This is a genomic window from Mergibacter septicus (genome assembly GCF_003265225.1).
In the GTDB taxonomy this organism is placed as follows: Bacteria; Pseudomonadota; Gammaproteobacteria; order Enterobacterales; family Pasteurellaceae; genus Mergibacter; species Mergibacter septicus.
The window spans coordinates 1,751,050-1,774,249 of sequence record NZ_CP022013.1 but is presented as its reverse complement, the minus strand read 5'-3'; the positions used below and the strand labels follow the sequence as shown (position 1 = coordinate 1,774,249).

General features: G+C 38.3%; 33 protein-coding genes and 1 pseudogene. 5 read left to right on the top strand and 29 right to left on the bottom strand.

Translation table 11 applies throughout. The features are described 5' to 3' along the window. Positions 1-7: 7 nt before the first annotated feature. Positions 8-1,714 (top strand): 2-succinyl-5-enolpyruvyl-6-hydroxy-3-cyclohexene-1-carboxylic-acid synthase, encoded by a 1,707-nt coding sequence (gene menD, locus CEP47_RS08325; protein WP_265482651.1) that lies wholly within the window; start codon positions 8-10, stop codon positions 1,712-1,714. 96 nt (positions 1,715-1,810) lie between these two features. Here menD and rdgC read toward each other — a convergent pair whose 3' ends face one another. After that, entirely contained in the window at positions 1,811-2,716 is a 906-nt protein-coding gene (gene rdgC, locus CEP47_RS08320; RefSeq protein WP_261920082.1) for a recombination-associated protein RdgC, read from the bottom strand. 86 nt (positions 2,717-2,802) lie between these two features. On the opposite strand from rdgC, the gene proC reads away from it, so the two are divergent. After that, positions 2,803-3,618 (top strand): pyrroline-5-carboxylate reductase, encoded by an 816-nt coding sequence (gene proC / locus CEP47_RS08315; RefSeq protein ID WP_261920083.1) that lies wholly within the window; start codon positions 2,803-2,805, stop codon positions 3,616-3,618. Continuing rightward, positions 3,618-4,799, top strand: a complete 1,182-nt coding sequence (locus tag CEP47_RS08310) for a 3-phenylpropionate MFS transporter (RefSeq protein ID WP_261920084.1) — start codon at positions 3,618-3,620, stop codon at positions 4,797-4,799. Before proC ends, CEP47_RS08310 begins: the two co-directional genes overlap by 1 nt. Before the next feature lie 210 nt (positions 4,800-5,009). On the opposite strand, the gene corA is transcribed toward CEP47_RS08310, so the two are convergent. From corA to ftsY, 4 genes are all read right to left on the bottom strand, one after another. Beyond that, positions 5,010-5,957, bottom strand: coding sequence for a magnesium/cobalt transporter CorA (corA, locus tag CEP47_RS08305; protein WP_261920085.1), 948 nt, complete (start codon positions 5,955-5,957; stop codon positions 5,010-5,012). 282 nt (positions 5,958-6,239) lie between these two features. Continuing rightward, a complete protein-coding gene (ftsX, locus tag CEP47_RS08300) occupies positions 6,240-7,151 on the bottom strand; it encodes a permease-like cell division protein FtsX (RefSeq protein WP_261920086.1) in 912 nt (303 codons plus the stop codon). Further along, complete coding sequence (ftsE, locus tag CEP47_RS08295; protein WP_261920087.1) at positions 7,148-7,840, bottom strand: cell division ATP-binding protein FtsE; 693 nt, start codon at positions 7,838-7,840, stop codon at positions 7,148-7,150. Before ftsE ends, ftsX begins: the two co-directional genes overlap by 4 nt. A 17-nt stretch (positions 7,841-7,857) precedes the next feature. Beyond that, entirely contained in the window at positions 7,858-9,306 is a 1,449-nt protein-coding gene (gene ftsY, locus CEP47_RS08290; RefSeq protein ID WP_265482650.1) for a signal recognition particle-docking protein FtsY, read from the bottom strand. A 133-nt stretch (positions 9,307-9,439) separates the two neighbouring features. Here ftsY and rsmD point away from each other — a divergent pair, with 133 nt between their 5' ends. Together rsmD and CEP47_RS08280 are read left to right on the top strand one after the other, a co-directional pair. Continuing rightward, the gene (gene rsmD, locus CEP47_RS08285; protein ID WP_261920089.1) at positions 9,440-10,051 is read left to right on the top strand and encodes a 16S rRNA (guanine(966)-N(2))-methyltransferase RsmD; all 612 of its coding nucleotides are present in this window, start codon (positions 9,440-9,442) and stop codon (positions 10,049-10,051) included. Next, positions 10,039-11,031 carry an acrylyl-CoA reductase family protein gene (locus tag CEP47_RS08280; RefSeq protein ID WP_261920090.1) on the top strand — a complete coding sequence of 331 codons (993 nt, stop codon included), beginning with the start codon at positions 10,039-10,041 and terminating at the stop codon, positions 11,029-11,031. The genes rsmD and CEP47_RS08280 overlap by 13 nt, the downstream gene beginning before the upstream one ends. A gap of 139 nt (positions 11,032-11,170) precedes the next feature. On the opposite strand, the gene rplQ is transcribed toward CEP47_RS08280, so the two are convergent. From rplQ to rplP, 24 genes and pseudogenes are all read right to left on the bottom strand, one after another. Then, a complete protein-coding gene (gene rplQ / locus CEP47_RS08275; RefSeq protein WP_261920091.1) occupies positions 11,171-11,554 on the bottom strand; it encodes a 50S ribosomal protein L17 in 384 nt (127 codons plus the stop codon). 41 nt (positions 11,555-11,595) lie between these two features. Continuing rightward, on the bottom strand, positions 11,596-12,585 hold the full coding sequence (locus CEP47_RS08270; protein ID WP_261920092.1) for a DNA-directed RNA polymerase subunit alpha: 990 nt from the start codon (positions 12,583-12,585) through the stop codon (positions 11,596-11,598). A 28-nt stretch (positions 12,586-12,613) separates the two neighbouring features. Continuing rightward, positions 12,614-13,234 carry a 30S ribosomal protein S4 gene (gene rpsD / locus CEP47_RS08265; RefSeq protein WP_261920093.1) on the bottom strand — a complete coding sequence of 207 codons (621 nt, stop codon included), beginning with the start codon at positions 13,232-13,234 and terminating at the stop codon, positions 12,614-12,616. 28 nt (positions 13,235-13,262) lie between these two features. Then, positions 13,263-13,652 carry a 30S ribosomal protein S11 gene (gene rpsK / locus CEP47_RS08260; protein ID WP_261920094.1) on the bottom strand — a complete coding sequence of 130 codons (390 nt, stop codon included), beginning with the start codon at positions 13,650-13,652 and terminating at the stop codon, positions 13,263-13,265. Between the two features lie 15 nt (positions 13,653-13,667). After that, positions 13,668-14,024 carry a 30S ribosomal protein S13 gene (rpsM, locus tag CEP47_RS08255; RefSeq protein ID WP_261920095.1) on the bottom strand — a complete coding sequence of 119 codons (357 nt, stop codon included), beginning with the start codon at positions 14,022-14,024 and terminating at the stop codon, positions 13,668-13,670. A 136-nt stretch (positions 14,025-14,160) separates the two neighbouring features. Further along, the gene (gene rpmJ, locus CEP47_RS08250; protein ID WP_261920096.1) at positions 14,161-14,274 is read right to left on the bottom strand and encodes a 50S ribosomal protein L36; all 114 of its coding nucleotides are present in this window, start codon (positions 14,272-14,274) and stop codon (positions 14,161-14,163) included. 29 nt (positions 14,275-14,303) lie between these two features. Continuing rightward, positions 14,304-15,629, bottom strand: coding sequence for a preprotein translocase subunit SecY (secY, locus tag CEP47_RS08245; protein WP_261920097.1), 1,326 nt, complete (start codon positions 15,627-15,629; stop codon positions 14,304-14,306). Positions 15,630-15,636: 7 nt separating this feature from the next. Then, positions 15,637-16,071, bottom strand: coding sequence for a 50S ribosomal protein L15 (rplO, locus tag CEP47_RS08240; protein ID WP_261920098.1), 435 nt, complete (start codon positions 16,069-16,071; stop codon positions 15,637-15,639). 3 nt (positions 16,072-16,074) lie between these two features. Then, the gene (rpmD, locus tag CEP47_RS08235; RefSeq protein ID WP_261920099.1) at positions 16,075-16,254 is read right to left on the bottom strand and encodes a 50S ribosomal protein L30; all 180 of its coding nucleotides are present in this window, start codon (positions 16,252-16,254) and stop codon (positions 16,075-16,077) included. Positions 16,255-16,260: 6 nt separating this feature from the next. Then, positions 16,261-16,761, bottom strand: a complete 501-nt coding sequence (gene rpsE / locus CEP47_RS08230; RefSeq protein ID WP_261920100.1) for a 30S ribosomal protein S5 — start codon at positions 16,759-16,761, stop codon at positions 16,261-16,263. Positions 16,762-16,776: 15 nt separating this feature from the next. Next, positions 16,777-17,130, bottom strand: coding sequence for a 50S ribosomal protein L18 (gene rplR, locus CEP47_RS08225; RefSeq protein ID WP_261920101.1), 354 nt, complete (start codon positions 17,128-17,130; stop codon positions 16,777-16,779). Between the two features lie 13 nt (positions 17,131-17,143). Beyond that, positions 17,144-17,677: a 50S ribosomal protein L6 gene (gene rplF, locus CEP47_RS08220; RefSeq protein ID WP_261920102.1), complete on the bottom strand. Its 534-nt coding sequence runs from the start codon at positions 17,675-17,677 to the stop codon at positions 17,144-17,146. Between the two features lie 13 nt (positions 17,678-17,690). Next, positions 17,691-18,083: a 30S ribosomal protein S8 gene (gene rpsH / locus CEP47_RS08215; protein WP_261920103.1), complete on the bottom strand. Its 393-nt coding sequence runs from the start codon at positions 18,081-18,083 to the stop codon at positions 17,691-17,693. A gap of 38 nt (positions 18,084-18,121) precedes the next feature. Further along, complete coding sequence (gene rpsN, locus CEP47_RS08210; RefSeq protein WP_265482649.1) at positions 18,122-18,427, bottom strand: 30S ribosomal protein S14; 306 nt, start codon at positions 18,425-18,427, stop codon at positions 18,122-18,124. Between the two features lie 11 nt (positions 18,428-18,438). Beyond that, on the bottom strand, positions 18,439-18,978 hold the full coding sequence (rplE, locus tag CEP47_RS08205; RefSeq protein WP_261920104.1) for a 50S ribosomal protein L5: 540 nt from the start codon (positions 18,976-18,978) through the stop codon (positions 18,439-18,441). Positions 18,979-18,993: 15 nt separating this feature from the next. Next, on the bottom strand, positions 18,994-19,317 hold the full coding sequence (gene rplX, locus CEP47_RS08200) for a 50S ribosomal protein L24 (RefSeq protein ID WP_261920105.1): 324 nt from the start codon (positions 19,315-19,317) through the stop codon (positions 18,994-18,996). Positions 19,318-19,328: 11 nt separating this feature from the next. Then, the gene (gene rplN / locus CEP47_RS08195) at positions 19,329-19,700 is read right to left on the bottom strand and encodes a 50S ribosomal protein L14 (RefSeq protein ID WP_005548786.1); all 372 of its coding nucleotides are present in this window, start codon (positions 19,698-19,700) and stop codon (positions 19,329-19,331) included. 457 nt (positions 19,701-20,157) lie between these two features. Beyond that, positions 20,158-20,376, bottom strand: coding sequence for a hypothetical protein (locus tag CEP47_RS08190; protein WP_261920106.1), 219 nt, complete (start codon positions 20,374-20,376; stop codon positions 20,158-20,160). Positions 20,377-20,591: 215 nt separating this feature from the next. After that, the gene (locus CEP47_RS08185) at positions 20,592-21,299 is read right to left on the bottom strand and encodes a hypothetical protein (RefSeq protein ID WP_261920107.1); all 708 of its coding nucleotides are present in this window, start codon (positions 21,297-21,299) and stop codon (positions 20,592-20,594) included. A 14-nt stretch (positions 21,300-21,313) separates the two neighbouring features. After that, positions 21,314-21,820, bottom strand: coding sequence for an opioid growth factor receptor-related protein (locus CEP47_RS08180; protein WP_261920108.1), 507 nt, complete (start codon positions 21,818-21,820; stop codon positions 21,314-21,316). 55 nt (positions 21,821-21,875) lie between these two features. After that, positions 21,876-22,049, bottom strand: a pseudogene (locus CEP47_RS08900) (DarT1-associated NADAR antitoxin family protein); the annotation flags it as partial. Between the two features lie 290 nt (positions 22,050-22,339). Continuing rightward, a complete protein-coding gene (rpsQ, locus tag CEP47_RS08175) occupies positions 22,340-22,594 on the bottom strand; it encodes a 30S ribosomal protein S17 (RefSeq protein WP_261920109.1) in 255 nt (84 codons plus the stop codon). Beyond that, positions 22,594-22,785 (bottom strand): 50S ribosomal protein L29, encoded by a 192-nt coding sequence (gene rpmC, locus CEP47_RS08170; protein WP_261920110.1) that lies wholly within the window; start codon positions 22,783-22,785, stop codon positions 22,594-22,596. The genes rpsQ and rpmC overlap by 1 nt, the downstream gene beginning before the upstream one ends. Further along, positions 22,785-23,195, bottom strand: a complete 411-nt coding sequence (rplP, locus tag CEP47_RS08165; protein ID WP_261920111.1) for a 50S ribosomal protein L16 — start codon at positions 23,193-23,195, stop codon at positions 22,785-22,787. Before rplP ends, rpmC begins: the two co-directional genes overlap by 1 nt. Positions 23,196-23,200: the final 5 nt, after the last annotated feature.

Genomic DNA, 23,200 nt, shown 5'->3' with positions numbered 1-23,200 from the left:
AATAAATATGTCTGTCAGTACTTTTAACCATTGTTGGGCAAAAGTGATTTTAGAAACGTTAACTCGGCATAAAGTACAACATCTATGCCTTGCTCCGGGTTCTCGTTCAACACCGCTTACATTAGCTGCATTACAATTACAATCTGAACAACGTTTACAATGCCATACTCACTTTGATGAAAGAGGATTAGGCTTTTTTGCACTCGGTTTAGCGAAAGCAACTCACACCCCAGTTGCCATTATTGTTACTTCTGGTACTGCCGCCGCTAACCTATATCCAGCAATTATTGAAGCGAAACAAACAGGCACGAATCTTATTGTTCTCAGTGCAGATCGTCCTGAAGAACTAATTAACTGTGGTGCCAATCAAGCGATAGAACAAGAAAACATTTTTGCACACTATCCGATTGCGAATATTAACCTACCTCGACCAAATCGGGAATTAAGTGCAAAATGGTTAATGTCAACTCTCGATCACGCCTGCTTATTACAACAACAACAAACAGGGGTTATTCATATTAATGTTCCTTTTGCCGAACCCTTATACCTTACTGAAGACACCAATGTTGATAACGATCCTTGGCTGCAACCGTTACAACAATTAACCACAAATCAGGCGTGGACAAATAAAATTAACGGTAACGTTGAATACACAACCGATCCAAAATGGCAAGATTGGCAACAGAAAAAAGGTATTGTGGTTGTCGGGCATTTACCACCATCACAAACCAATACCATTACTCAATGGGCAAATAAACTGGGCTGGGTGCTAATCACCGACATTCAAAGTAATACCACCGCCTCTTTGCCTTATGCTGATATTTGGCTCGCTAATCCAACAGTGCAACAAAAGCTCCACCAAGCCGATCTTATCGTACAATTTGGTGGCAAGATAATTAGTAAAAGAGTTACTCAATTTTTGAGTGAATTTAATGGTGAATATTGGCTTGTTGACTGCAGTGGAAAACGTTTAGATCCACACCACCACCGCCAAACATACTTCAATGTAAGTATCGAACAATGGTTAAATGCACACCCAGTCGCAGAAAAAATAAAACCTTGGGTCTTAGAGCCTTTAGCCTTATCCCAGTTCTGCCAAGGCTTTATCTCTCAACAACTCGGTTCAGAATTAAATGAAGCTAGTTTAGCACATCATCTTGCTGAAATTTTACCACCTGATGGTACATTATTCTTAGGCAACAGCTTGTTTATTCGCTTAGTTGACGCACTAGGTAAACTCCCTGATAACTACCCTGTTTACACCAATCGTGGGGCTAGTGGTATAGACGGACTGATTGCAACCGCAGTAGGCATTGCAATCGGCAAAAATATGCCACTAGTTGCAATGGTTGGCGATCTATCTGCATTATACGATCTCAATTCACTCGCTCTTCTAACAAAAGTACAACAACCGCTTTTACTTTTTGTTATCAACAACAGTGGTGGGGCAATTTTTGATCTATTACCAGTAGATCAACAAGCTAAAACAGAGTATTACCGCTTAGCTCATCACTACCGTTTTGAACAAAGTGCAGCAATGTTTAACTTAACCTATTCTGCACCAAAAGATTGGCAAACATTAAAAACGGAGGTTGCACAGGCATTAACTCGCAAACAAGCAACGATCATTGAAATTACATCACCGCCAACAGCAGGCAGTGATCATTACAAAAATTTGCTTGAACAGATCACTCAAGCAACCATTAGCCGTTAAGTAAAAATTCTGCACCTTCATCAGTTGGTTGTTTAGTCCAACTTTTGGGGTGCAGATCACTATCCCGTTCCTTTTTTATTTGGTGAAAAATACACTTTATGCCGATTCTTTAATCCCACCAAATTCGGCAATTAATTTTTCGGTAAAGCGTTTAATATCTTCTGTTTGCAGTAAAAAATCTGCTTCAAAACGCTGAGCATAATCCTCTTTCAAAATATCATCATTTTTTTCACGCATAATATCTGAGAATTTCAAACGCTTATAGCTTCCATCATCTTGAAAAACTAAACTAAAACGATCTTCAAGATCCAACCCTAATTTAGTGACCAATTTTCCACTATGTAAATGCCCAAGGACTTCTTCACTATCTAAAGCCAGTTGTTTACACCGTACCACCCCACCATTTTCAGCGGTTAATTCAACCTCTTCAAACCAATTCAACCAATTTGGCATCTCATCACTTTTCAACCACTGGGTCATTGTGCTTGCAATATCTTGATTAAACATCAAAGGCACCACTGGCAAAGAACCTAACGATTTACGCAACAAAGCCAAAGCCTCCTCAGCCCGTTTGCTAGAAGCACTCTCAACATAAATTAAACCTGATTGGCTATCAATCCACATAGCAGTATGTTGTTGGCGGCTAAAAGCTCGTGGTAATAACATTGCTAACACATCATCTTTAATTGCCTGTTTCTCAATTTTCTTTAATTTACGCTGTTGTGCTTGTTCTAATTCCGTAATTCGTTCATCTACCGCTTTCTTCACCACTGTGGCAGGTAAAATCTTTTCTTCTTTGCGAGCTAACAATAAAAACTGACCGTTGAGATAAAAAGATAGTATTTCACTTCCTTTTAAGGGTGAAATCCAACCAAATTTACTTTGATCTTGTGGTGAACAAGGGATAAAACGATTTTCAGCTAATGCAGTTTCCAATGTTTCTTGTTGCCAATCTAGCGGTTTAGTTAAACGATATACCATTAAATTTTTAAACCACATCATATCTCCTTTTTTATCTATCAGTAGTGATTAATAAATGGCTCAGGTAAAATAATGCCTTATCTTATGAAAAAACAGAAAGGTATGCTATGCAACAAAAGAAAATCGGCTTTATCGGTGGTGGTAATATGACTAAAGCGATAGTTTCTGGTTTAGTAAAACAAGGCTATCCAGTACAGTATATTACAGTTTGTGATCGCAACCAACCTAAACGACACGCATTCGAAATGCTCGGCGTTCACACCAGCCAAGATAGTTTCAACACCGCACGCAATGCAGAAGTTATTGTTTTAGCAGTTAAACCACAAGCAATGGCAGAAACCTGTGCTGTATTATCCAAGCAAGATCTCAGCCAAAAACAGATCATCTCAGTTGCTGCTGGTATTAAAATAGATCGGTTACAAACATATCTCCCAACCGCAAAACAAATTATCCGTGTAATGCCTAACACACCAGCACTACTTTTAACTGGTATGTCAGGGCTTTACCCTAATGCCAATACAACCTCAGCTTTCAAGCAATTTTGTGCTGATATGTTTGCAAGTATCGGTAAGATCTGCTGGCTTGAACAGGAAGAGGATATCAACCTAGTGATTGCAGGATCAGGCAGTAGTCCAGCCTACTTTTTTCTATTTATGGAAGCGATGTATCATTTCCTACTTGAAAAAGGGGTAGAAGCCACAACCGCTCGCTTATTAATAGAACAATCCGCATTCGGTGCAGCAAAAATGGTGAAAGACAACCCAACTCTCACACTGGCAGAATTACGCCAACAAGTTACCTCAAAAGGAGGAACAACTGCGGCAGCAATTAATGTGTTTGAACAAGCCCAACTGTCAACAATCACAGCAAACGCAATGCAAGCAGCTATCGATCGTGCAACTGAAATGGAGAAATTATTCTAATGAAAATTCGTGCTGTTTGGTGGATTATTCTCTGCTTTTTCGGCTATTACTGTGTTTATGGCGTCTTTATGCCACTTTTTCCTGTTTGGCTAAAATCCCAACAATATTCAACTGAAACTATCGCCTTAATTATCGCAGGTGCATACGTTTTTCGTTTTATCGGTGGAATTTATTTTTCCAGTCTGATTACCAAAGTCTCACAAATTCCTAAAACCTTAATATACCTCGCTGGAGCAAGTGTTCTCACCACACTTTTAATTGCAGTGATGGCACAATCTTTCTGGGTTTTACTGTTAGGTATTGCATTATTTAGTATGTTTAATGCCGCAGGAATACCACTGCTTGATACCTTAGCCAGTGCTTGGCAACATCAAATCCGCTTAGATTACGGCAAAATCCGTTTGATTGGTTCAGGGGCTTTTGTAGTAGGGGTGATAGTTTTTGGTGGTTTAATTAGCCATCTCGGCGACAATTCAATTATCTGGGTCATTTTCAGTCTGTTACTAGGTTACACCCTCTTGCAATTACTACCTCTAAAAAAAATGCCTAGGGATAAAAAACTGAGCCGCCAACATAACAACACAAGCTATCTCGCTTTATTACGCAATCCTACCACCACAAGGCTATTACTCGCCGTTGCCTTAATTCAAGGTTCACATTCCGCATTCTATACTTACAGCACAATTTTCTGGACAGAAAAAGGTATCAGCCTACAAACTACCAGTATTCTTTGGGGAGTGGGTGTTATTGCAGAAATTATCCTCTTTTTCTTTGCAGCACGGTTGTTTAAAAATTGGTCTGTAAATCACTTATTCTATCTCAGTGGTATTGCGGCTTGCCTTCGTTGGTCGCTATTCTACTTTGCAGACAACCTAGCCCTAATCTTTCTACTACAATGTTCACACTGCCTAACCTATGCAACTAGCCATTATGCAACCGTGAAATACATTGCAGCACAAAGTGAAGAAAAGGTCGCCAAACTCCAAGCATTATACAGTGCAACCAGTGGTTGTGCCGCCATTGCACTTCTGACGGCACTTTCAGGCATTATTTACCCGCACTCACCACTCTTTACTTTTTTAACTATGGCATTCCTAGCCCTAGTGGCACTTTTTATTATTCCATCTCACCAACAAACACAGATAAATAATAGTAATTTAAAAAAATTACCAACCACCTAATTTATCTCAAACTTACCTGAAAGATATTTCAGGTAAGTTTTAGGGAATATTATCCAGAATAAAATATATAGTAGATTAATAATGTTTCACTTGATACAAATATACAACTAATAAGGCAATAAAATATTTTATTGCCTTATTTTTATGATTCAAGAATAATTTTACTAATAGAAGTACATTTATTTCACTAGATAAATGTCTGTTATATCGCTACAACCAACCTTTTCGTTTGAAATAAAGGAAGGGGATCAATCCTGCACATAGCATTAGAGATAACGCAAAGGGGTAACCAAATTTCCAGTGTAATTCTGGCATAATCGAGAAGTTCATCCCATAAATTGAGGAAACCATTGTTGGTGGTAAAAAAATCAATGATGCAACCGAGAAGATTTTCATAATACGGTTCTGTTCCATATTGATAAAACCCATTGCAGCCTGCATCAAAAAATTCACTTTTTGGAATAGGGATTCATTGTGCGGTTGTAAGGATTCAATATCTCGCAACACTTCTCTTGCTTGCTCTAACTGGCTGGCAGGTAAACGAGTTTTACGCACTAGAAAACTTAATGCACGTTGTGTATCCATTAAGCATAATCGTACTTTTGAGCTAACGTCTTCTTGTTCTGTCAGGGTTGATAACGCTTTGTCAAAGGCTTCCCCTTGCTTGCCATCTAAAATTATGCGACTTAATTTCTCTAAATCAGAATAAACAGTTTCGATGACATCTGCCAATTGTTCGATTTTAGTTTCAAAAAGATCTAGTAGTAATTCATACGCATTACATTCTAGCAATTTTTGATTGCGAGAACGCATTCGATATAGACGGAATGCAGGCAATTCTCGATCTCTTAAGGTAAATAGCCGTCCATCTCTTAGCGTGAATGCGACTGTGGCAATATCGGCATAATCTTCTTCATCTTCACAATAAAAAAAGGAATGGAGGTGTAAACCATCTTCATCTTCAAAGAAACGTGCCGATGCCTCAATATCTTCTAATTCCAAATAAGAGGCTAAACTTTGATCTAACCCTTGTTGTAACATTTCTCGCTCTTCGGCTGATGGTTCTAGTAAGTCGATCCATATTGCCTGTTTCAGTTCATTACTTTTTTCATCAATCCGAACTAAACGAGCGTCATCTAAAGCAAATGCACTAATCATCTGTCATACTCCCTAATGGGTTTATGAACAACGCTATGAACAAAATAAGAATATTTAAAGTTAAGAAAGTAGATACTTACCGACTCTTTCGCCGATAAGCTAAAGCTAAAGCGAAAGGTAGGCTAGAAAGATAAAAAACAGTATCGACTATGACTGTCCAAAGTGTGTGTCCTCATATTACTAAATCGGGGCGAATGTTACTCCGCTAGGCTTGAATAGTCAAGTTTTCACCCTGCAAAATACCCATTAAGTTTGTTAGATAACAATGGTTTGTCTGAAAAATTACACTTTGCGTAAATGTTTCCGTGCAGTGATCCAAGAGGCTAAATAACCTAATAACACACTACTCATTAATAGAAAAATGACTTCAGCTGGTGAGAGCCAAACTAATCTTAATACCATTGAGAATTGTGTTGCGATAACATTAATATCGGAGCGTAAACTCCATTCAATTATCAAACTAAAAAGACAAGCAATGCTCCCACCTACTAATCCATAAAAGATCCCTGTATATAAAAAGGGTCTTAATATATAGTGGTCAGTCGCACCTAGTAATTTCAAGACTTCAATTTCAGGTTTACGGCTATCTACTTCTGCTCGGATACTGTTTCCAACCACCAAAAATACGGTTAATAACATTAACACCACACAACCAATAGCTACTTTGGCAGCAAATTGAGTGAGAGAGAATAATTTATCTTGCCAATCATCATTTGCTTTCACTAAACTCACACCTGCTAAGTGCTGAAAATCAGTTTTAAGCTGTACAAAAGAAGCGGTTGGTTTTGCTTCAACGGTAATCGCATCGGGTAATGGATTTTCATCTAACACTTTTAATGCTTCTGCAAAATCAGACCACTGTTGTAACTGCATTAATCCTTCTTGACGAGAGATAAATTTTACTGCGGCAACCCCTTCCTGCTGTTTCACTTTTTCCAGTAACTGTTCAGTTTGGTTTGAGGTCAATTTTTTATCTAAATACAATGTTAAAGAAAAACGTGGTGAAAAGTGTTGGGTACTGATTGCAAGGTTTTTCCATACTAAATAGCTAAAAGTAGGTAAAGTAAGAGAACAACCTATTACAAGAAAGGTCAAGCAAGTGCCGAGTTTATGTTGTAATAACTGTCGCCATACTTGCTGTAAAACCAAGTAAATTTTTAAGAAATAAGATGCGTGGAGATTTTTCTGTTTCATACCTCATTCACCTCGCCTATTCCCTTTGAAGAACCAATATACTGCAATCGCCCTTGTTTTAAGACCAAAGTGAGATGCGGTTTTTGTTGAATAATCTGCTGGTTATGTGTCGCAATTAAAATTGTCATACCACTGTAATTCAGTTCTTCAAATAACTGAAAAATATCCATTGAAAGATCGTGATCGAGATTCCCTGTTGGTTCATCAGCTAATAATAATTGTGGTTTTGCGACAATTGCTCTGGCAATTTCAATCCGTTGTTGTTCTCCGCCTGAAAGGTATTGGGGGGAATGTTCTCGCCGTTGGTGCAAACCAACTCGATCTAAAGCAGCAGCGGCTCGTCTTAATGCGTGATGAGGGTGAATACCACTGATAATCAAAGGCAAGGCGACATTCTCTAAAACTGTCCGATCATTCAATAAGCGATAATCTTGATGCACCATACCAATTTGACGCCGTAAAAAAGGTAGTTCCGCTTTGTTCGGACGGCTAATATCCTGTCCGTTGAAGTAAATTTGCCCAGCATTTGCTTTTTCAATACCAAGAATTAACTTTAACAGGGTACTTTTACCTGCCCCCGAATGCCCAGTTAAATAACTGATTCCCCCTGCTGGTAATCGAAAATCTATGCCTTGTAATGCTTGTTTTCCGCCAGAATAAGCCTTACTTACATTCACAAAACGGATCATATCTTTCCCCCAAACAGTTATTCTGCTTGATTTTCCTGCGTAAATAACGCCTGAATAAATTCTTCTGCGTGGAATGGGCGTAAATCCTCTATTTTTTCCCCAACACCGATATAACGAATAGGTAACTGGAATTGATCAGCAATCGCAAAAATAACACCACCTTTTGCTGTTCCATCTAACTTGGTTAAGGTGATGCCTGTCAATCCAACCGCATCATTAAATAATTTAGCTTGGCTAATCGCATTCTGCCCTGTTCCTGCATCTAAGGTAAGCATAATTTCATGCGGTGCAGTTTCATCGTGCTTTTTCATTACTCGCACAATTTTTTTCAATTCGTCCATTAAATTATTCTTATTCTGTAACCGACCAGCAGTATCGGCAATCAGCACATCAATCCCTTTCGCTGTTGCCGATTGCATCGCATCAAATAACACTGAAGCGGCATCTGAACCTGTACCTTGTGCAATCACAGGAATATTATTGCGTTGCCCCCACACTTGTAGCTGTTCCACCGCTGCTGCACGGAACGTATCGCCAGCAGCCAACATTACCGATTTTCCTTCTGCTTGAAAACGGCTCGCTAACTTACCAATGGTTGTTGTTTTACCAACGCCATTAACACCTACCATTAAAATAACATACGGTTTTTTATCGGTTAGGACTAAAGGTTGTTCAACTGGTGCGAGTATTTCACTCATCTCAACTTTTAATTGTTGGTATAACAACTCCGCATCAGCTAATTGTCGCTTATTCGCATGATCGGTTAAACGTTGAATAATTTTGGTTGTTGTTGGCACACCAATATCAGCAATTAATAACCGTTCCTCTAATTCTTCAAAGAGTTCATCATCAATTTTTTTACCACGGAAAAAGTGGCGAAATCCTTCACCTAAATTTTGTTTGGTTTTTAATAATCCTTTAACTAAACGACTGAAAAAACCACCTTTGCTAGCTTTTTCTTGTAATTTTTCTGGCTCTGGCTCTGGCTCTGGCTCTGGCTCTGGCTCTGGCTCTGGCTCTGGCTCTGGCTCTGGCTCTGGCTCTGGCTCTGGCTCTGGCTCTGGCTCTGGCTCTGGCTCTGGCTCTGGCTCTGGCTCTGGCTCTGGCTCTGGCTCTGGCTCTGGCTCTGGCTCTGGCTCTGGCTCTGGCTCTGGCTCTGGCTCTGGCTCTGGCTCTGGCTCTGGCTCTGGCTCTGGCTCTGGCTCTGGCTCTGGCTCTGGCTCTGGTAATTCAGTTTCTGTTACTACCACTCCCTTTTCAAGCGATTGAGATTCTTCTATTTCCTTTTCTTCCTTTTCAAGCTCGATTATTTCATTTGGGGGAGTTAGTCGATTTTCTTCAACTTGTGTAATATTCTGTTCTTCATTAATAGAAGAGTTTTGTTTTTGTTGTTCTGGCTCTTTTTTTGCCTTCCGTCCAAATAATGATGCCCAAAAACCACCTTTTTTTTGTTTATTTTCTGACATATTTTTTCCTTAACTATTCTCTATGCAATCTAATCAGATCGTGGAAAATCATTCTATTTCAATCCAAAATGCACTAAAATGTTGGATAGTTTAACATTTAACACGTTGAAATTGTGTAAATTTCTCAATTATTATGCGAAAAAAAGCTTTAAAAAAACAAACAAAAAGTACACAAGGTGAGGTTAGAATTATCAGCGGTCTTTGGCGTGGTCAAAAATTACCAGTCTTAAATATTGATGGGCTACGTCCTACTTCAGATCGTGTGAAAGAAACTTTATTCAACTGGCTTATGGCGGATATTCCTGCAAGTCGCTGTTTAGACTGCTTTACTGGTAGTGGTTCACTGGCTTTTGAAGCCTTATCTCGTCAGGCAGATTTTGTTTTAATGTTAGAACGAGATCACAAGGTGGTAAGCTGTCTAAATGCAAATCTTGCTCGTCTCCGTACAGAAAAAGGAAAAGTGATCCAAACCGATAGTTTGCAATTCCTTGCACAACATAATCAGGATAAGCCTTTTGATATTGTCTTTCTTGATCCGCCTTTTCATCACAATTTAATTCCTCATTGTTTGGAATGGTTAGAAAAAAATAACTGGCTAACAGCAAACGCACTGATTTATTTAGAAACTGAACATAATGCTAACTTTCATTGTCCAGATCATTGGACATTGTTAAAGAAAAAAACAACTCAGCAAGTTATATATCAACTCTATCAACGACAATTGGAGGATTTATGCAAGGATTAATTTTAAAACGTAACGAACAAGGCACTTCAACCTCGATTGAAGAGATTGATCTTTCTACTTTTTCAGACGCTCATTTTGAAACTGGGCAATTAGTTAAAGTAAAAGTACATTATTCCAGCCTTAACTATAAAGATGCACTTGCTATCTGTCATAAAGGCAAAATTATTAAGCACTACCCTTTAATTCCCGGCATTGATTTTGCAGGCGAAGTAGTTGAAGATCCTAGTGGACGCTTTGATAAGGGGCAATTCGTCTTATTAACTGGCTTTGGTTATGGCGAAAAATATTGCGGTGGTTTAGCCGAATTTGCTTTCGTTAAAGCCGAACAGCTTACCCTACTACCTAATAATCTAACACCAAAACAGGCAATGATAGTGGGTACTGCTGGATTTACTGCTATGCTTTGTGTCAATGCTTTAATTAATGCTGGCGTAACACCAGATAAAGGAGAAGTGGTTGTAACAGGTGCTACTGGTGGTGTTGGCTCTACCGCTATCTATCTATTACACAAACTCGGTTATCAAGTTAGTGCCATCTCAGGCAAAACAGATTCAAAACTTTTAACCCAATTAGGGGTCAATAAAATCTATCCTCGAGATACAATGTGTGAAACCTCTGCACCACTGCAAAGCCAGCAATTCGCTGGTGCGATTGATACTGTTGGTGGTGATATTCTGGCTAACTTACTCAGCAAAATTGCGTATGGAGGCTGTATAGCCGCTTGCGGTTTAGCTAATCACTATCAATTAAACACCACTGTTATGCCATTTATTTTGCGTAACGTTCGTTTACAAGGCATTGATTCTGTCTATTATCCTGCAAGTCAACGAGGATTAGTTTGGGAACAATTAGCTTCGGCATTAGATCAACAATATTTTGATCTTATCGGGCAAGAAATTTCTCTACACCAAGTGCAAGATCAGGCTGAGAAATTATTAAAAGGACAAATTAGCGGAAGAATTGCTGTCAAAATTGACTAATTTTCCAACTCACACAAGCGATAGTTTATCACTATCGCTTTTTTATATCATAACCACTAAAAATGCTTTTCTTCTTATAAAAAGAAAACCACACCCTACTAATTAGGATGTGGTTGCATTTGTATATCTATAAACTAGATTATTCCGCCGCTGCTTCTTCAGCAACTTTACGATCAACTAACTCAATGTAAGCCATTGGAGCGTTATCGCCAGTACGGAAACCACATTTTAAAATGCGAGTGTAACCACCAGCACGTTGAGCAAAACGTGGACCTAATTCATTAAATAACTTAGCAACAACTGCGTTGTCGCGTGTACGGGCAAAAGCTAAACGACGATTAGCAACGCTGTCTACTTTCGCTAATGTGATTAATGGTTCAACTACACGACGTAATTCTTTCGCTTTAGGTAAAGTTGTTTTAATGATTTCATGACTCACTAAAGAACTTGCCATATTACGAAACATCGCTTGACGATGACTGCTATTACGATTTAGTTGACGACCACTCTTACGATGGCGCATGACCTTATCCTTCTCAGAAAAATCTTAAACCTATGACCAAACTAGTCTTCGGCAATACTTGCCGGTGGCCAATTTTCAAGGCGCATACCTAGTGATAATCCACGCTGAGCTAATACGTCCTTAATTTCAGTAAGTGATTTCTTACCAAGATTAGGCGTTTTTAATAACTCAACTTCAGTGCGTTGGACTAGATCACCGATATAATGAATTGTTTCTGCTTTCAAACAGTTAGCAGAACGAACTGTCAACTCCAAATCATCTACCGGACGAAGAAGAACTGGATCAAACTCTGGTTTTTCTTCTTTAACTTCCGGCTGACGAACATCACGCAAATCAACGAATGCATCAAGTTGTTCTGCTAAAATTGTTGCTGCACGACGAATCGCTTCCTCTGGGTCTAACGTACCATTAGTTTCCATTTCAATAACTAACTTATCTAAGTCAGTACGCTGTTCTACCCGTGCTGCCTCAACATTGTAAGCAATACGATCAACCGGGCTATAACAAGCATCAACTAATAAGCGACCAATTGGACGTTCTTCATCTTGAACATGTTTTCTTGCAGAAGCAGGTACATAACCTCTTCCCCGTTGTACACGGATTCGCATATTAATTGATGCGTTTTCATCCGTTAAATGGCAGATTACATGTTCAGGATTGACAATTTCAACACTCCCATCATGGGTAATGTCGGCAGCAACAACAGGGCCAATTCCAGATTTATTTAGAGTCAGGAAAACTTCATCTTTATTCTGCACCTTGACTGCTAGACCTTTTAAGTTAAGCAATACTTCAAGAATGTCCTCTTGAACACCCTCTTTACTACTATACTCGTGTAATACACCTTCAATCTCAACCTCTGTCACCGCACAACCAGGCATAGACGACAAAAGAATGCGACGAAGTGCATTACCTAATGTATGGCCGAAACCACGCTCTAGCGGTTCTAAGGTCACTTTAGCATGAGTTGAGCTAATTTGCTCAATATCAACTAAGTGTGGCTTTAAAAATTCTGTAACAGAACCCTGCATTTTATCCTCTCTTTGCTGTTAAGCTCTATTATTTAGAGTAAAGCTCAACGATAAGATGTTCGTTAATGTCTGCTGACAAATCAGAACGTTCAGGAATGCGTTTAAACACACCTTCCATTTTAGCAGCATCGACTTCTAACCAAGTTGGTTTTTCTCTTTGTTCTGCTAATTCCAATGATGCTTTAATACGTGCTTGTTTTTTCGATTTTTCACGAATAGCAACAACATCATCAACTGAAACTTGGAAAGAAGGGATATTAACAACCCGACCGTTTACTACAATTGCTTTATGGCTCACTAATTGGCGAGCTTCAGCACGAGTTGCCGCAAAGCCCATACGATAAACAACGTTATCTAAACGACCTTCCAACAACACTAATAGATTTTCCCCCGTATTACCTTTTAAGCGGTTTGCTTCTTTATAGTAATTACGGAATTGACGCTCTAAAATGCCGTACATACGACGAACTTTTTGTTTTTCACGTAACTGACTACCGTAGTCAGAAAGACGTGCTTTACGTGCACCGTGTTGACCTGGTGCTGTATCAATTTTACATTTTGATTCAATCGCTCGAACACCGGACTTAAGGAATAAGTCAGTGCCTTCACGACGGCTCAGCTTGAGCTTAGGACCCAAATATCTTGCCATTTTCTTTCTCCAACTATCCTAGTACGCCTTACACACGACGTTTTTTCGGTGGACGACAACCGTTATGAGGAATCGGAGTTACATCAGTGATGTTGGTGATACGGAAACCCGCAGCATTCAACGCACGAATTGTAGACTCACGACCAGGACCTGGTCCTTTAACCATAACTTCTAAATTTTTTAAACCAAACTCTTTTACAAGTTCAGCACAACGCTCTGCTGCTACCTGAGCTGCAAACGGAGTAGATTTACGTGAACCACGGAAACCTGAACCACCTGCTGTTGCCCAAGCTAAAGCATTACCTTGACGATCTGTAATGGTAACGATTGTGTTGTTGAAAGAGGCATGAATATGTGCCACGCCGTCTACAACTTGTTTTTTTACACGTTTACGTGTACGAACTGGTGTTTTTGCCATTATTATTTACTCCGATTATTTTTTGATCGGCTTACGTGGACCCTTACGGGTACGCGCATTTGTCTTAGTACGTTGACCACGTACCGGCAAACCGCGACGATGACGTAAACCACGATAACAACCTAAGTCTAAAAGACGTTTGATGTTTAGGGTTACTTCACGACGCAAATCACCTTCGACAGTAAATTTACCAACTTCGTCACGCAGTTTATCAATCTGCTCTTCAGACAATTCTCTGATCTTAACGTCTTCAGCAATACCAGCATCAGCACAAATGCTTTTTGCTCTGGTTTTACCGATACCGTAAATTGCAGTTAATGCGATTACAGCATGTTTATGATCAGGAATGTTAATGCCTGCAATACGGGCCACTATGCACTCCTATTATTTAACTAGATGATATGCTGATCTTGAAAAGCCCGTTTCAGGATACTCAAACAGCATATCAGGACATAAATGAGCTGAGCAGTATACCTACCCAGCGGTTTATTTGCAAGAAAAATGTCAATTAGCCTTGACGTTGTTTGTGTTTAGGTTCAGTACATAAAACACGAACAACACCGTTACGTTTAACAATTTTACAGTTGCGGCATAATTTCTTTACAGAAGCACGAACTTTCATTGCTTATCCTTTTATATAAAGACAATTTATTATTGCCCAAACCCTTTCAGGTTTGCTTTTTTCAACGCAGATTCATATTGAGTCGACATTAAGTGACTTTGAACCTGAGCGATGAAATCCATAATTACCACTACAACAATCAAGAGAGATGTACCACCAAAATAAAACTGTACATTCCAAGCTGACGTCATAATGTAAGGAACCAAACACACAAAAGTAACATATAGACCACCAATTAAAGCTAAACGTGCCATAATTTTGTCTATATAACGTGATGTTTGTTCACCCGGTCTAATTCCCGGTAAAAATGCACCTGATTTTTTCAGATTATCAGCAGTTTCTCGTGGATTGTACTGCATTGCTGCATAGAAAAAGCTAAAGAAAATAATAGCTATTGCATAAAGAACTAAATAAAGAGGTGCTCCCGGACGTAACAACATTGATAAATCCGATAACCAATCTAAATTCTGTCCTTCACCAAACCATTGAGTAATTGTTGCAGGAAATAGAATAATACTCGATGCAAAAATTGCAGGTATTACACCTGCCATATTTACTTTTAGCGGTAAATATTGGCTTTGTGCCGCTAACATATAGCGACCTTGCTGACGTTTGGCATAATTAATTACTAAACGTCTTTGTCCTCGTTCAACAAATACAACAAAGTAAGTTACAGCAAATACAACTGCGGCAATCAACAATAATACCAACAAATGCATTTGTCCTTGGCGGGTTTGCTCAATAGTATGCCCAATAGCAGCTGGAAGACCAGCAACAATCCCCGCAAAAATTATTAAAGAAATTCCGTTACCAACACCTCTTTCTGTGATTTGTTCACCTAACCACATTAAGAACATACTTCCTGTTACTAAACTAATAACTGCAGTGAAGTAAAAACTAAAGCCTAAATTTGGCACTAATCCGGGTAACATATTAGGCAAACCAGTAGAAATACCGATTGCCTGAATAGTGGCAAGTGCTAGTGTCGAATAACGAGTATATTTACTAATCTTACGACGTCCAGCCTCACCTTCTTTTTTTAATTCTGCTAAAGGTGGGTAAACTGATGTTAGCAATTGGATAATAATTGACGCCGAAATATAAGGCATAATACCCAATGCAAATATTGAAGCACGACTTAAAGCACCACCAGAGAACATATTAAACATATCAATGATGGTGCCTCTTTGTTGTTCTATCAATTGAGCTAAAACAGCCGCATCAATACCAGGAACCGGGATAAAAGATCCTATACGGAAAACAATTAGTGCACCTAAAACAAACCATAAACGGCGTTTTAATTCACCTGTACCGCTTTGAGTACTTCTATTTTGATATCCCGGTTGCTTAGCCATCTGTTAATTATTCCTCAATTGAGCCGCCAGCAGCTTCGATTGCTGCTTTAGCACCTTTAGTTACACGCAAACCACGTACAACTACGGCAGATTTAACTTCACCAGCTAAGATAATTTTAGCAAACTGAATATCTTTCGTAATAACGTTAGCTGCTTTAAGTGTCGCTAAAGTAATTTCATTACCTTCAACTTTACTTAAATCACTTAAACGAACTTCAGCAGTAACTGCTGCTTTCATTGAAGTAAAGCCAAATTTTGGTAAACGACGGTATAAAGGCATTTGACCACCCTCGAAACCACGACGAACACCGCCACCAGTACGAGATTTTTGACCTTTATGACCACGACCACCAGTTTTACCTAATCCAGATCCAATACCACGACCTAGACGTTTTGCACTGTGTTTAGCTCCCTCAGCTGGAGATAGAGTATTTAAACGCATCTATTACTCCTCCACTTTAACCATGTATGAAACTTGGTTGATCATACCACGTACTGCTGGAGTATCAATTAACTCCACAGTATGACGGATACGGCGAAGACCTAAACCACGCAACGTAGCTTTATGTTTTGGTAAACGACCAATTGAACTACGAGTTTGTGTTACTTTAATAGTTTTAGCCATGATCAATTACCCCAAAATTTCATCAACTGTTTTACCACGTTTAGCGGCAACCATTTCAGGAGACTTCATGTTAGCCAACGCATCAATTGTTGCACGAACAACGTTGATAGGGTTAGTTGAACCGTATGCTTTTGATAATACGTTATGAACACCAGCAACTTCTAACACCGCACGCATTGCACCACCTGCGATGATACCAGTACCTTCACTAGCAGGTTGCATAAATACACGAGAACCTGTGTGAGATCCTTTAACTGGATGTTGTAATGTACCTTCATTTAAAGCCACATTCACCATATTGCGACGAGCTTTTTCCATTGCTTTTTGGATCGCTGCTGGAACTTCACGCGCTTTACCGTAACCAAAACCTACACGACCATTGCCATCACCTACTACGGTAAGTGCAGCAAAACTAAAAATACGACCGCCTTTTACAGTTTTTGAAACACGGTTTACTGCGATTAGCTTCTCTTGCAGTTCACCAGCTTGTTTTTCGATGTTTGCCATCTAAAATTACCTCAATTAGAACTGCAGACCAGCTTCACGAGCAGCATCTGCTAATGATTGAACACGACCATGATATTTAAATCCGGAACGATCAAAGGCAACTTCTTTAATACCTTTGGCTAAAGCACGCTCAGCAATTACTTTTCCTACTACAACTGCGGCTTCTTTATTTCCGGTATATTTTACTTGCTCTTTAATTGCTTTTTCTACTGTAGAAGCAGCGGCAAGTACTTCTGAACCGTTAGGTGCAATGACCTGTGCATAAATATGACGTGGAGTACGATGAACAACTAAACGAGTTGCACCTTGCTCTCTCATCATATGACGTGCACGGGTTGCACGACGGATACGAGCTAATTTCTTATCCATAGTGTTACCTTACTTATTTTTTCTTAGCCTCTTTTATACGTACTGCTTCATCAGCATAACGTACACCTTTACCTTTATAAGGTTCAGGACGGCGATAAGCACGAATATTAGCTGCTGTTTGACCGATTAACTGTTTGTCAGAACTTTTCAGAACAATCTCTGTTTGAGAAGGACATTCAGCAGTTACCCCAGCAGGTAATGCGTGTTCAATCGGGTGAGAATATCCCAAACTTAAAGAAAGTACATTACCTTTAAGTTGTGCTCTATAACCAACACCCACTAATTGAAGTTTCTTAGTGAAACCTTCAGTAACACCGATAACCATTGCATTAACAAGTGAACGAGCTGTACCAGCTTGTGCATTTGCACCAACAATACCTTCACGAGGTACAAAAGTTAAAGCATTGTTTTCTTGTTTAACTTCAACTGAATTATGAATGGTGCGAACTAATTCACCGTTCTTACCTTTAACCGTTAATAGCTGACCGTCGAGTTTTACCTCTACGCCGGCAGGAATATTAACGGGTGCTTTTGCAACACGAGACATCTTCCTACCTCTCTTAAGCTACATAACAGATAATTTCACCGCCTAAACCTGCTTTACGAGCAGCGCGGTCTGTCATAACACCTTTAGATGTAGAAACAACAGCGATACCTAATCCGCCCATAACTTTTGGTAATTCGTCTTTACGTTTATAAATACGAAGACCAGGACGGCTAACACGTTGAATACTTTCTACAACAGGCTTCCCTTGGAAATATTTTAAAGTTAGTTCCAATTCAGGTTTAACCCCGTCTGAAACTTTTACGTTCTCAATATAGCCTTCTTCTTCCAGCACTTTGGCAATTGCCACTTTTAGCTTGGATGAAGGCATGTTGATCACAATTTTGTTTGCAGCTTGACCGTTACGAATACGAGTCAACATATCTGCGATTGGATCTTGCATGCTCATGTGTCTTTACTCCCATGATTCCAAAATAAAGCGGTAAATTACCAACTTGCTTTCTTAAGACCCGGAATTTCACCACGCATAGCGGCTTCACGGACCTTAATACGGCTTAAACCAAATTTACGTAACACGCCGTGAGGACGACCTGTCTGACGACAACGGTTACGCTGACGACTAGGGCTAGAATCACGTGGTAAAGTTTGTAACTTTAACACAGCATTCCAACGATCTTCATCAGAGGCCTTTACATCAGAGATGATTTTTTTCAACTCCATACGTTTTGCATAAAATTTTTCGCATAACGCAACACGCTTTGCATCACGTGCTTTCATTGATTGTTTAGCCATTGTAACCTGCCTTACTTACGGAATGGGAAATTAAAGGCTGCTAAAAGAGCACGACCTTCTTCATCACTCTTCGCAGTAGTCGTGATTGTAATATCTAAACCACGTATCCGATCTACTTTATCATAGTCGATCTCAGGGAAGATGATTTGTTCACGTACACCCATGCTGTAATTTCCACGACCATCAAATGATTTTGGGTTTAAACCACGAAAATCACGGACACGAGGAACAGCAATTGAAATCAAACGTTCTAAGAATTCCCACATACGCTCACCGCGTAAGGTAACCTTACAACCGATTGGATATCCCTGACGAATCTTAAAGCCAGCAACTGCTTTACGGGCTTTGGTAACTAAAGGTTTTTGACCGCTAATTGCTGCTAGATCTGCTACTGCATTATCTAACAATTTTTTATCGGTCAATGCTTCACCCACACCCATATTCAGGGTAATCTTTTCGATTCGTGGGACTTGCATGACAGACGAGTAGTTGAATTTTGCTTTCAATTCATTAACTACTTGCTCTCTGTAGTAATCATGCAGTTTCGCCATCGCATTACTCCAGTATTATTTAATTGTTTCACCAGTTGATTTGAAGAAACGCACTTTTTTGCCATCTTCAAACCGGAAGCCTACTCGGTCAGCTTTATTAGTTGACGGATTAAAAATTGCAACGTTAGAAACATCAATTGGTGCTTCTTTACGCACGATACCACCTTGTTTTCCTAATGCAGGAACTGGTTTCTCGTGTTTAACAACTAAATTTAAACCTTCAACGATAACTTTACCGTTAGGCAACACTTTTGTTACTTTACCACGCTTACCTTTACCTTTTGCAGTACTTCCAGTAAGCATTACTACTTCATCATTTTGACGGATTTTTGCAGCCATGACACTTCTCCTTACAGTACTTCTGGAGCTAAAGAAATGATCTTCATAAACTTCTCAGAACGAAGTTCACGAGTCACTGGTCCAAAAATACGTGTACCGATTGGTTGCTCAGTGTTGTTGTTTAAAATAACACACGCATTACCATCGAAGCGAATGACTGATCCGTCTGGGCGACGAACACCCTTCTTGGTGCGCACCACAACTGCTTTTAATACATCACCTTTTTTTACTTTACCGCGTGGAATTGCTTCTTTCACAGTAATTTTGATGATATCACCAATAGCAGCGTAACGACGGTGCGATCCACCTAGAACCTTGATACACATTACGCTACGAGCCCCTGAGTTATCAGCAACATCCAGCATAGTCTGTTCTTGGATCATGTTAGTGCTCCGCTAAAATTTATAAAAAAACCCTTTCGGGACGAACCTATCTGAACTGCTATGAATATAGACAGAACAGGTGGCGGAGTTTATCACGTTCAAAAAGATAAGACAAGATAAAATAACGACAATTTGCATTTGAAAAAAGACAAGAGAAAGAACAAATTTATAATATTTAATTATTACTTTTATTAAGCAAAATCAATCAATTAATAATTGACACATTAAGATTTGTATTCATTTTTTAGAGGAATTTTATACTATTTAACCATAGCCTAAAAACTATATATAAGCACTAAATTCAGTAAACTAATATAAAATTTAATAACCAAAATTTTTATTTATACTTATTCAAATAGTAATCCTATGTTGTTATAGCTTTCATAAGTTAAACAAAATAATAACCGCATTAAAATATGCGGTTATTTTATATAGTAATTTTTTAAGTTAGATAAAATCAACCCTTCCATTGATGATGACATCTTTTGCATTCATAAAGTCTTGATCCTGCAAATAACCCTAAAAAACCACCAATACTAGCTCCAATAGCAGTACCAACTATTGGAATAAGCGAACCAGCAGCTGCACCTGTCGCTGCACCTGCAGTCGCATTTTTCAAATCATCAACTGCAGATGCAGAACCTTCATAACCACATTTTGGGCATTCTTGAGACATATTTTAATCCTTAAATTTAATAATAAATTTCAATATGATGGTTTACTTCCTATGTCAATAGGAAGTAAACAGAGTATACTCTGTTTATACGGGTTATTTTTTATTCAAATATAATCTTAAACGAGATATTCAACTTAACTATTATTGAAATAATGAGAAAATAAAAAACCGCACTTTTTAAAATGCGGTTTTTTAAACATAATAAGTTATTTTTATTAAAGTAGATCTCGAATAAATTCACCAACCTCTTGTTTACTTTGATCACTAATTAAAGAATAAGCTCCACCTGTTACGGCAGGTACTACCACCAATAATGTATTATTCTCACGTTTCCAATAGATTTCTTGATCATCAATAGTATTAGTATAAAATTGCTTATTTCCATCAGAAAAAGCCAAATTAAAATCGTTTAAATGGCTTTTACCAAAACCAATAATTAATTTTGGTTGGTGTTCTTGCATTAATTCTTTCATTTTAGGAAAGCGATATTGACGACACCAATTTTGGTATTCCTTCTTATCGGCAAAACCAAATATATCTTTTAGTTCCTTACTCCAAGGTACATTGGTATTTTCAAACCATAAGGGAAATAAATTCATTTTAAAATAGCCTGTTTTCGCACCTTTTATCCAAATTTGTTGTTCTTCAGCAAAGGCTTTATAATCTTCCACCTTTCGTCCAGCAACTGCAGCTAGCACTTTACATATTCCCTGATCTGTAGGATTACCGCAATTTTCCATTTCGTCTAAGCCATCAATGTTTTTCCATTCGTCTGTTGCTAAAAATTGCTGTAAACTTTCACTGTTAATATTTTCCCCACCCCATTCTATTCCACAACACCAAATAGAAGGTTTTTCGGCTGACCCAATATCGCCACCATTATGTCCACTATTAATTAAGAATTCCTCAAGTTGTTTATTCATTATTTCCTCCATATTTAATCGAGATTTAACAGTGCATTTTCCCAATAAGAAATTGTCTTCGGTTCTACCTTTCCTTTTTCTTGTCCAAGTTTAATGACTGTTGCTTGAAAAGCCTTCGCAAAACTAATTTGCGAACAAAGCCCTAGGCTTCGAATTATTCGAGTGATGCGTAAGTGATTATGTCCTCCCCTTTTAAGCCAAATATGATCTTTTATATTTAAATTCTCTTGTGCCGAAATATTAATCCCCTCTCTGCTTAATCCAAAAAAATCTAGCATAAGATCAAGGGATCGAATTTGATTTTTCTTTAATTGATCAGAGTTTGAAAAAATTTCTCGTTCGGCTTTGGTTATAATAGGTGCATAAAGATTACAACTACTTTTAATATCTAATGGAAATAGCCATTGGATATAATGATGGTCGTTTTCCAACCAAAATTTATCCAATGCCCAAATATCATAAAGACTTTTATTATGGCGATTAGGTAATTTTCCTAAATAAAAATCAATTAATAACGACATATCATTTTTCTTTACAGTGTATTAATTTAATTATAAATTAATGTAACATTTCTATTTATTCTATAAAGAGTAAACAACAATAAGTATACTTATCAGTATAACAAATCGCTAAAGTTCTTGCCTGACAACTAAACGATTTCTTAGGGTTATATTCAATATCACTAAATGCCTCAATATTTTCTTCAAAAAACCGCTCTCTTAGCTCTAGATTCTTCTCTGAAAATAATACTTGTAAATATAACTAATCATAAAAAAGTGTTTTAGGCTCTAGAGGAAATTCTTTACCATTAAAAAAAACTAAATAACAACTTTAAATATATCTAGTTTATTGGCAGATTGTTTTGTTTACTCTGTAAAGAGTAAACAACAATAAGTATACTTATTGGACTTGCTTAAAATAATGTGGGAAATAGAGAGAAAAAAGAAAGGAATAATAAATTGAAAGTAAATATAAATAATAAAAAAAACCGCACTTTAAAAAAGTGCGGTTTTAATTTTGCTTAGTAGATTAACAATTAATTAAATAACTGCTTTTTCTACAACACGAACTAAAGTCCATGATTTAGTTTTAGAAATTGGACGACATTCACGAATTTCTACTAAATCACCTACTTTTGCTTCATTGTTTTCATCGTGTACATGTAATTTGGTTGTACGACGGATAAACTTACCATAAATTGGGTGTTTAACCATACGCTCGATAGCAACTGTGAAAGATTTTTCCATCTTATCACTAACTACTCGACCTTGTACTGAACGAATTTTTTCACTCATTACACACCCGCCTTCTCGGTTAATACAGTTTTAACAACTGCGATTTGACGACGCACTTGTTTTAACTGATGAGTTTGTTGAAGCTGACCGGTGGCTGCTTGCATACGCAACTTGAATTGCTCACCTAACAAGTTAACCAATTCAGCATTCAGCTCTTCAACACTTTTTGTACGTAGTTCTTGAGCTTTCATTACATCACCGTCTTAGTTACGAACGTTGTCTTAATAGGCAATTTAGCAGCTGCTAATGCAAATGCTTCTCTTGCGATTTCTTCAGACACACCGTCCATTTCATACAGAACTTTACCCGGTTGGATTAAGGCTACCCAGTACTCAACGTTACCTTTACCTTTACCCATACGGACTTCTAATGGTTTTTCAGTAATTGGTTTGTCTGGGAACACACGGATCCAGATTTTACCTTGACGTTTAATCGCACGAGTCATCGCACGACGTGCTGCTTCAATTTGACGTGCAGTTAAACGACCACGACCAACCGCTTTTAAACCAAAAGTACCGAAACTTACTTCAGTACCTGCCGCAAGACCACGGTTACGACCTTTATGGACTTTACGGAATTTTGTACGTTTTGGTTGCAACATTTAGT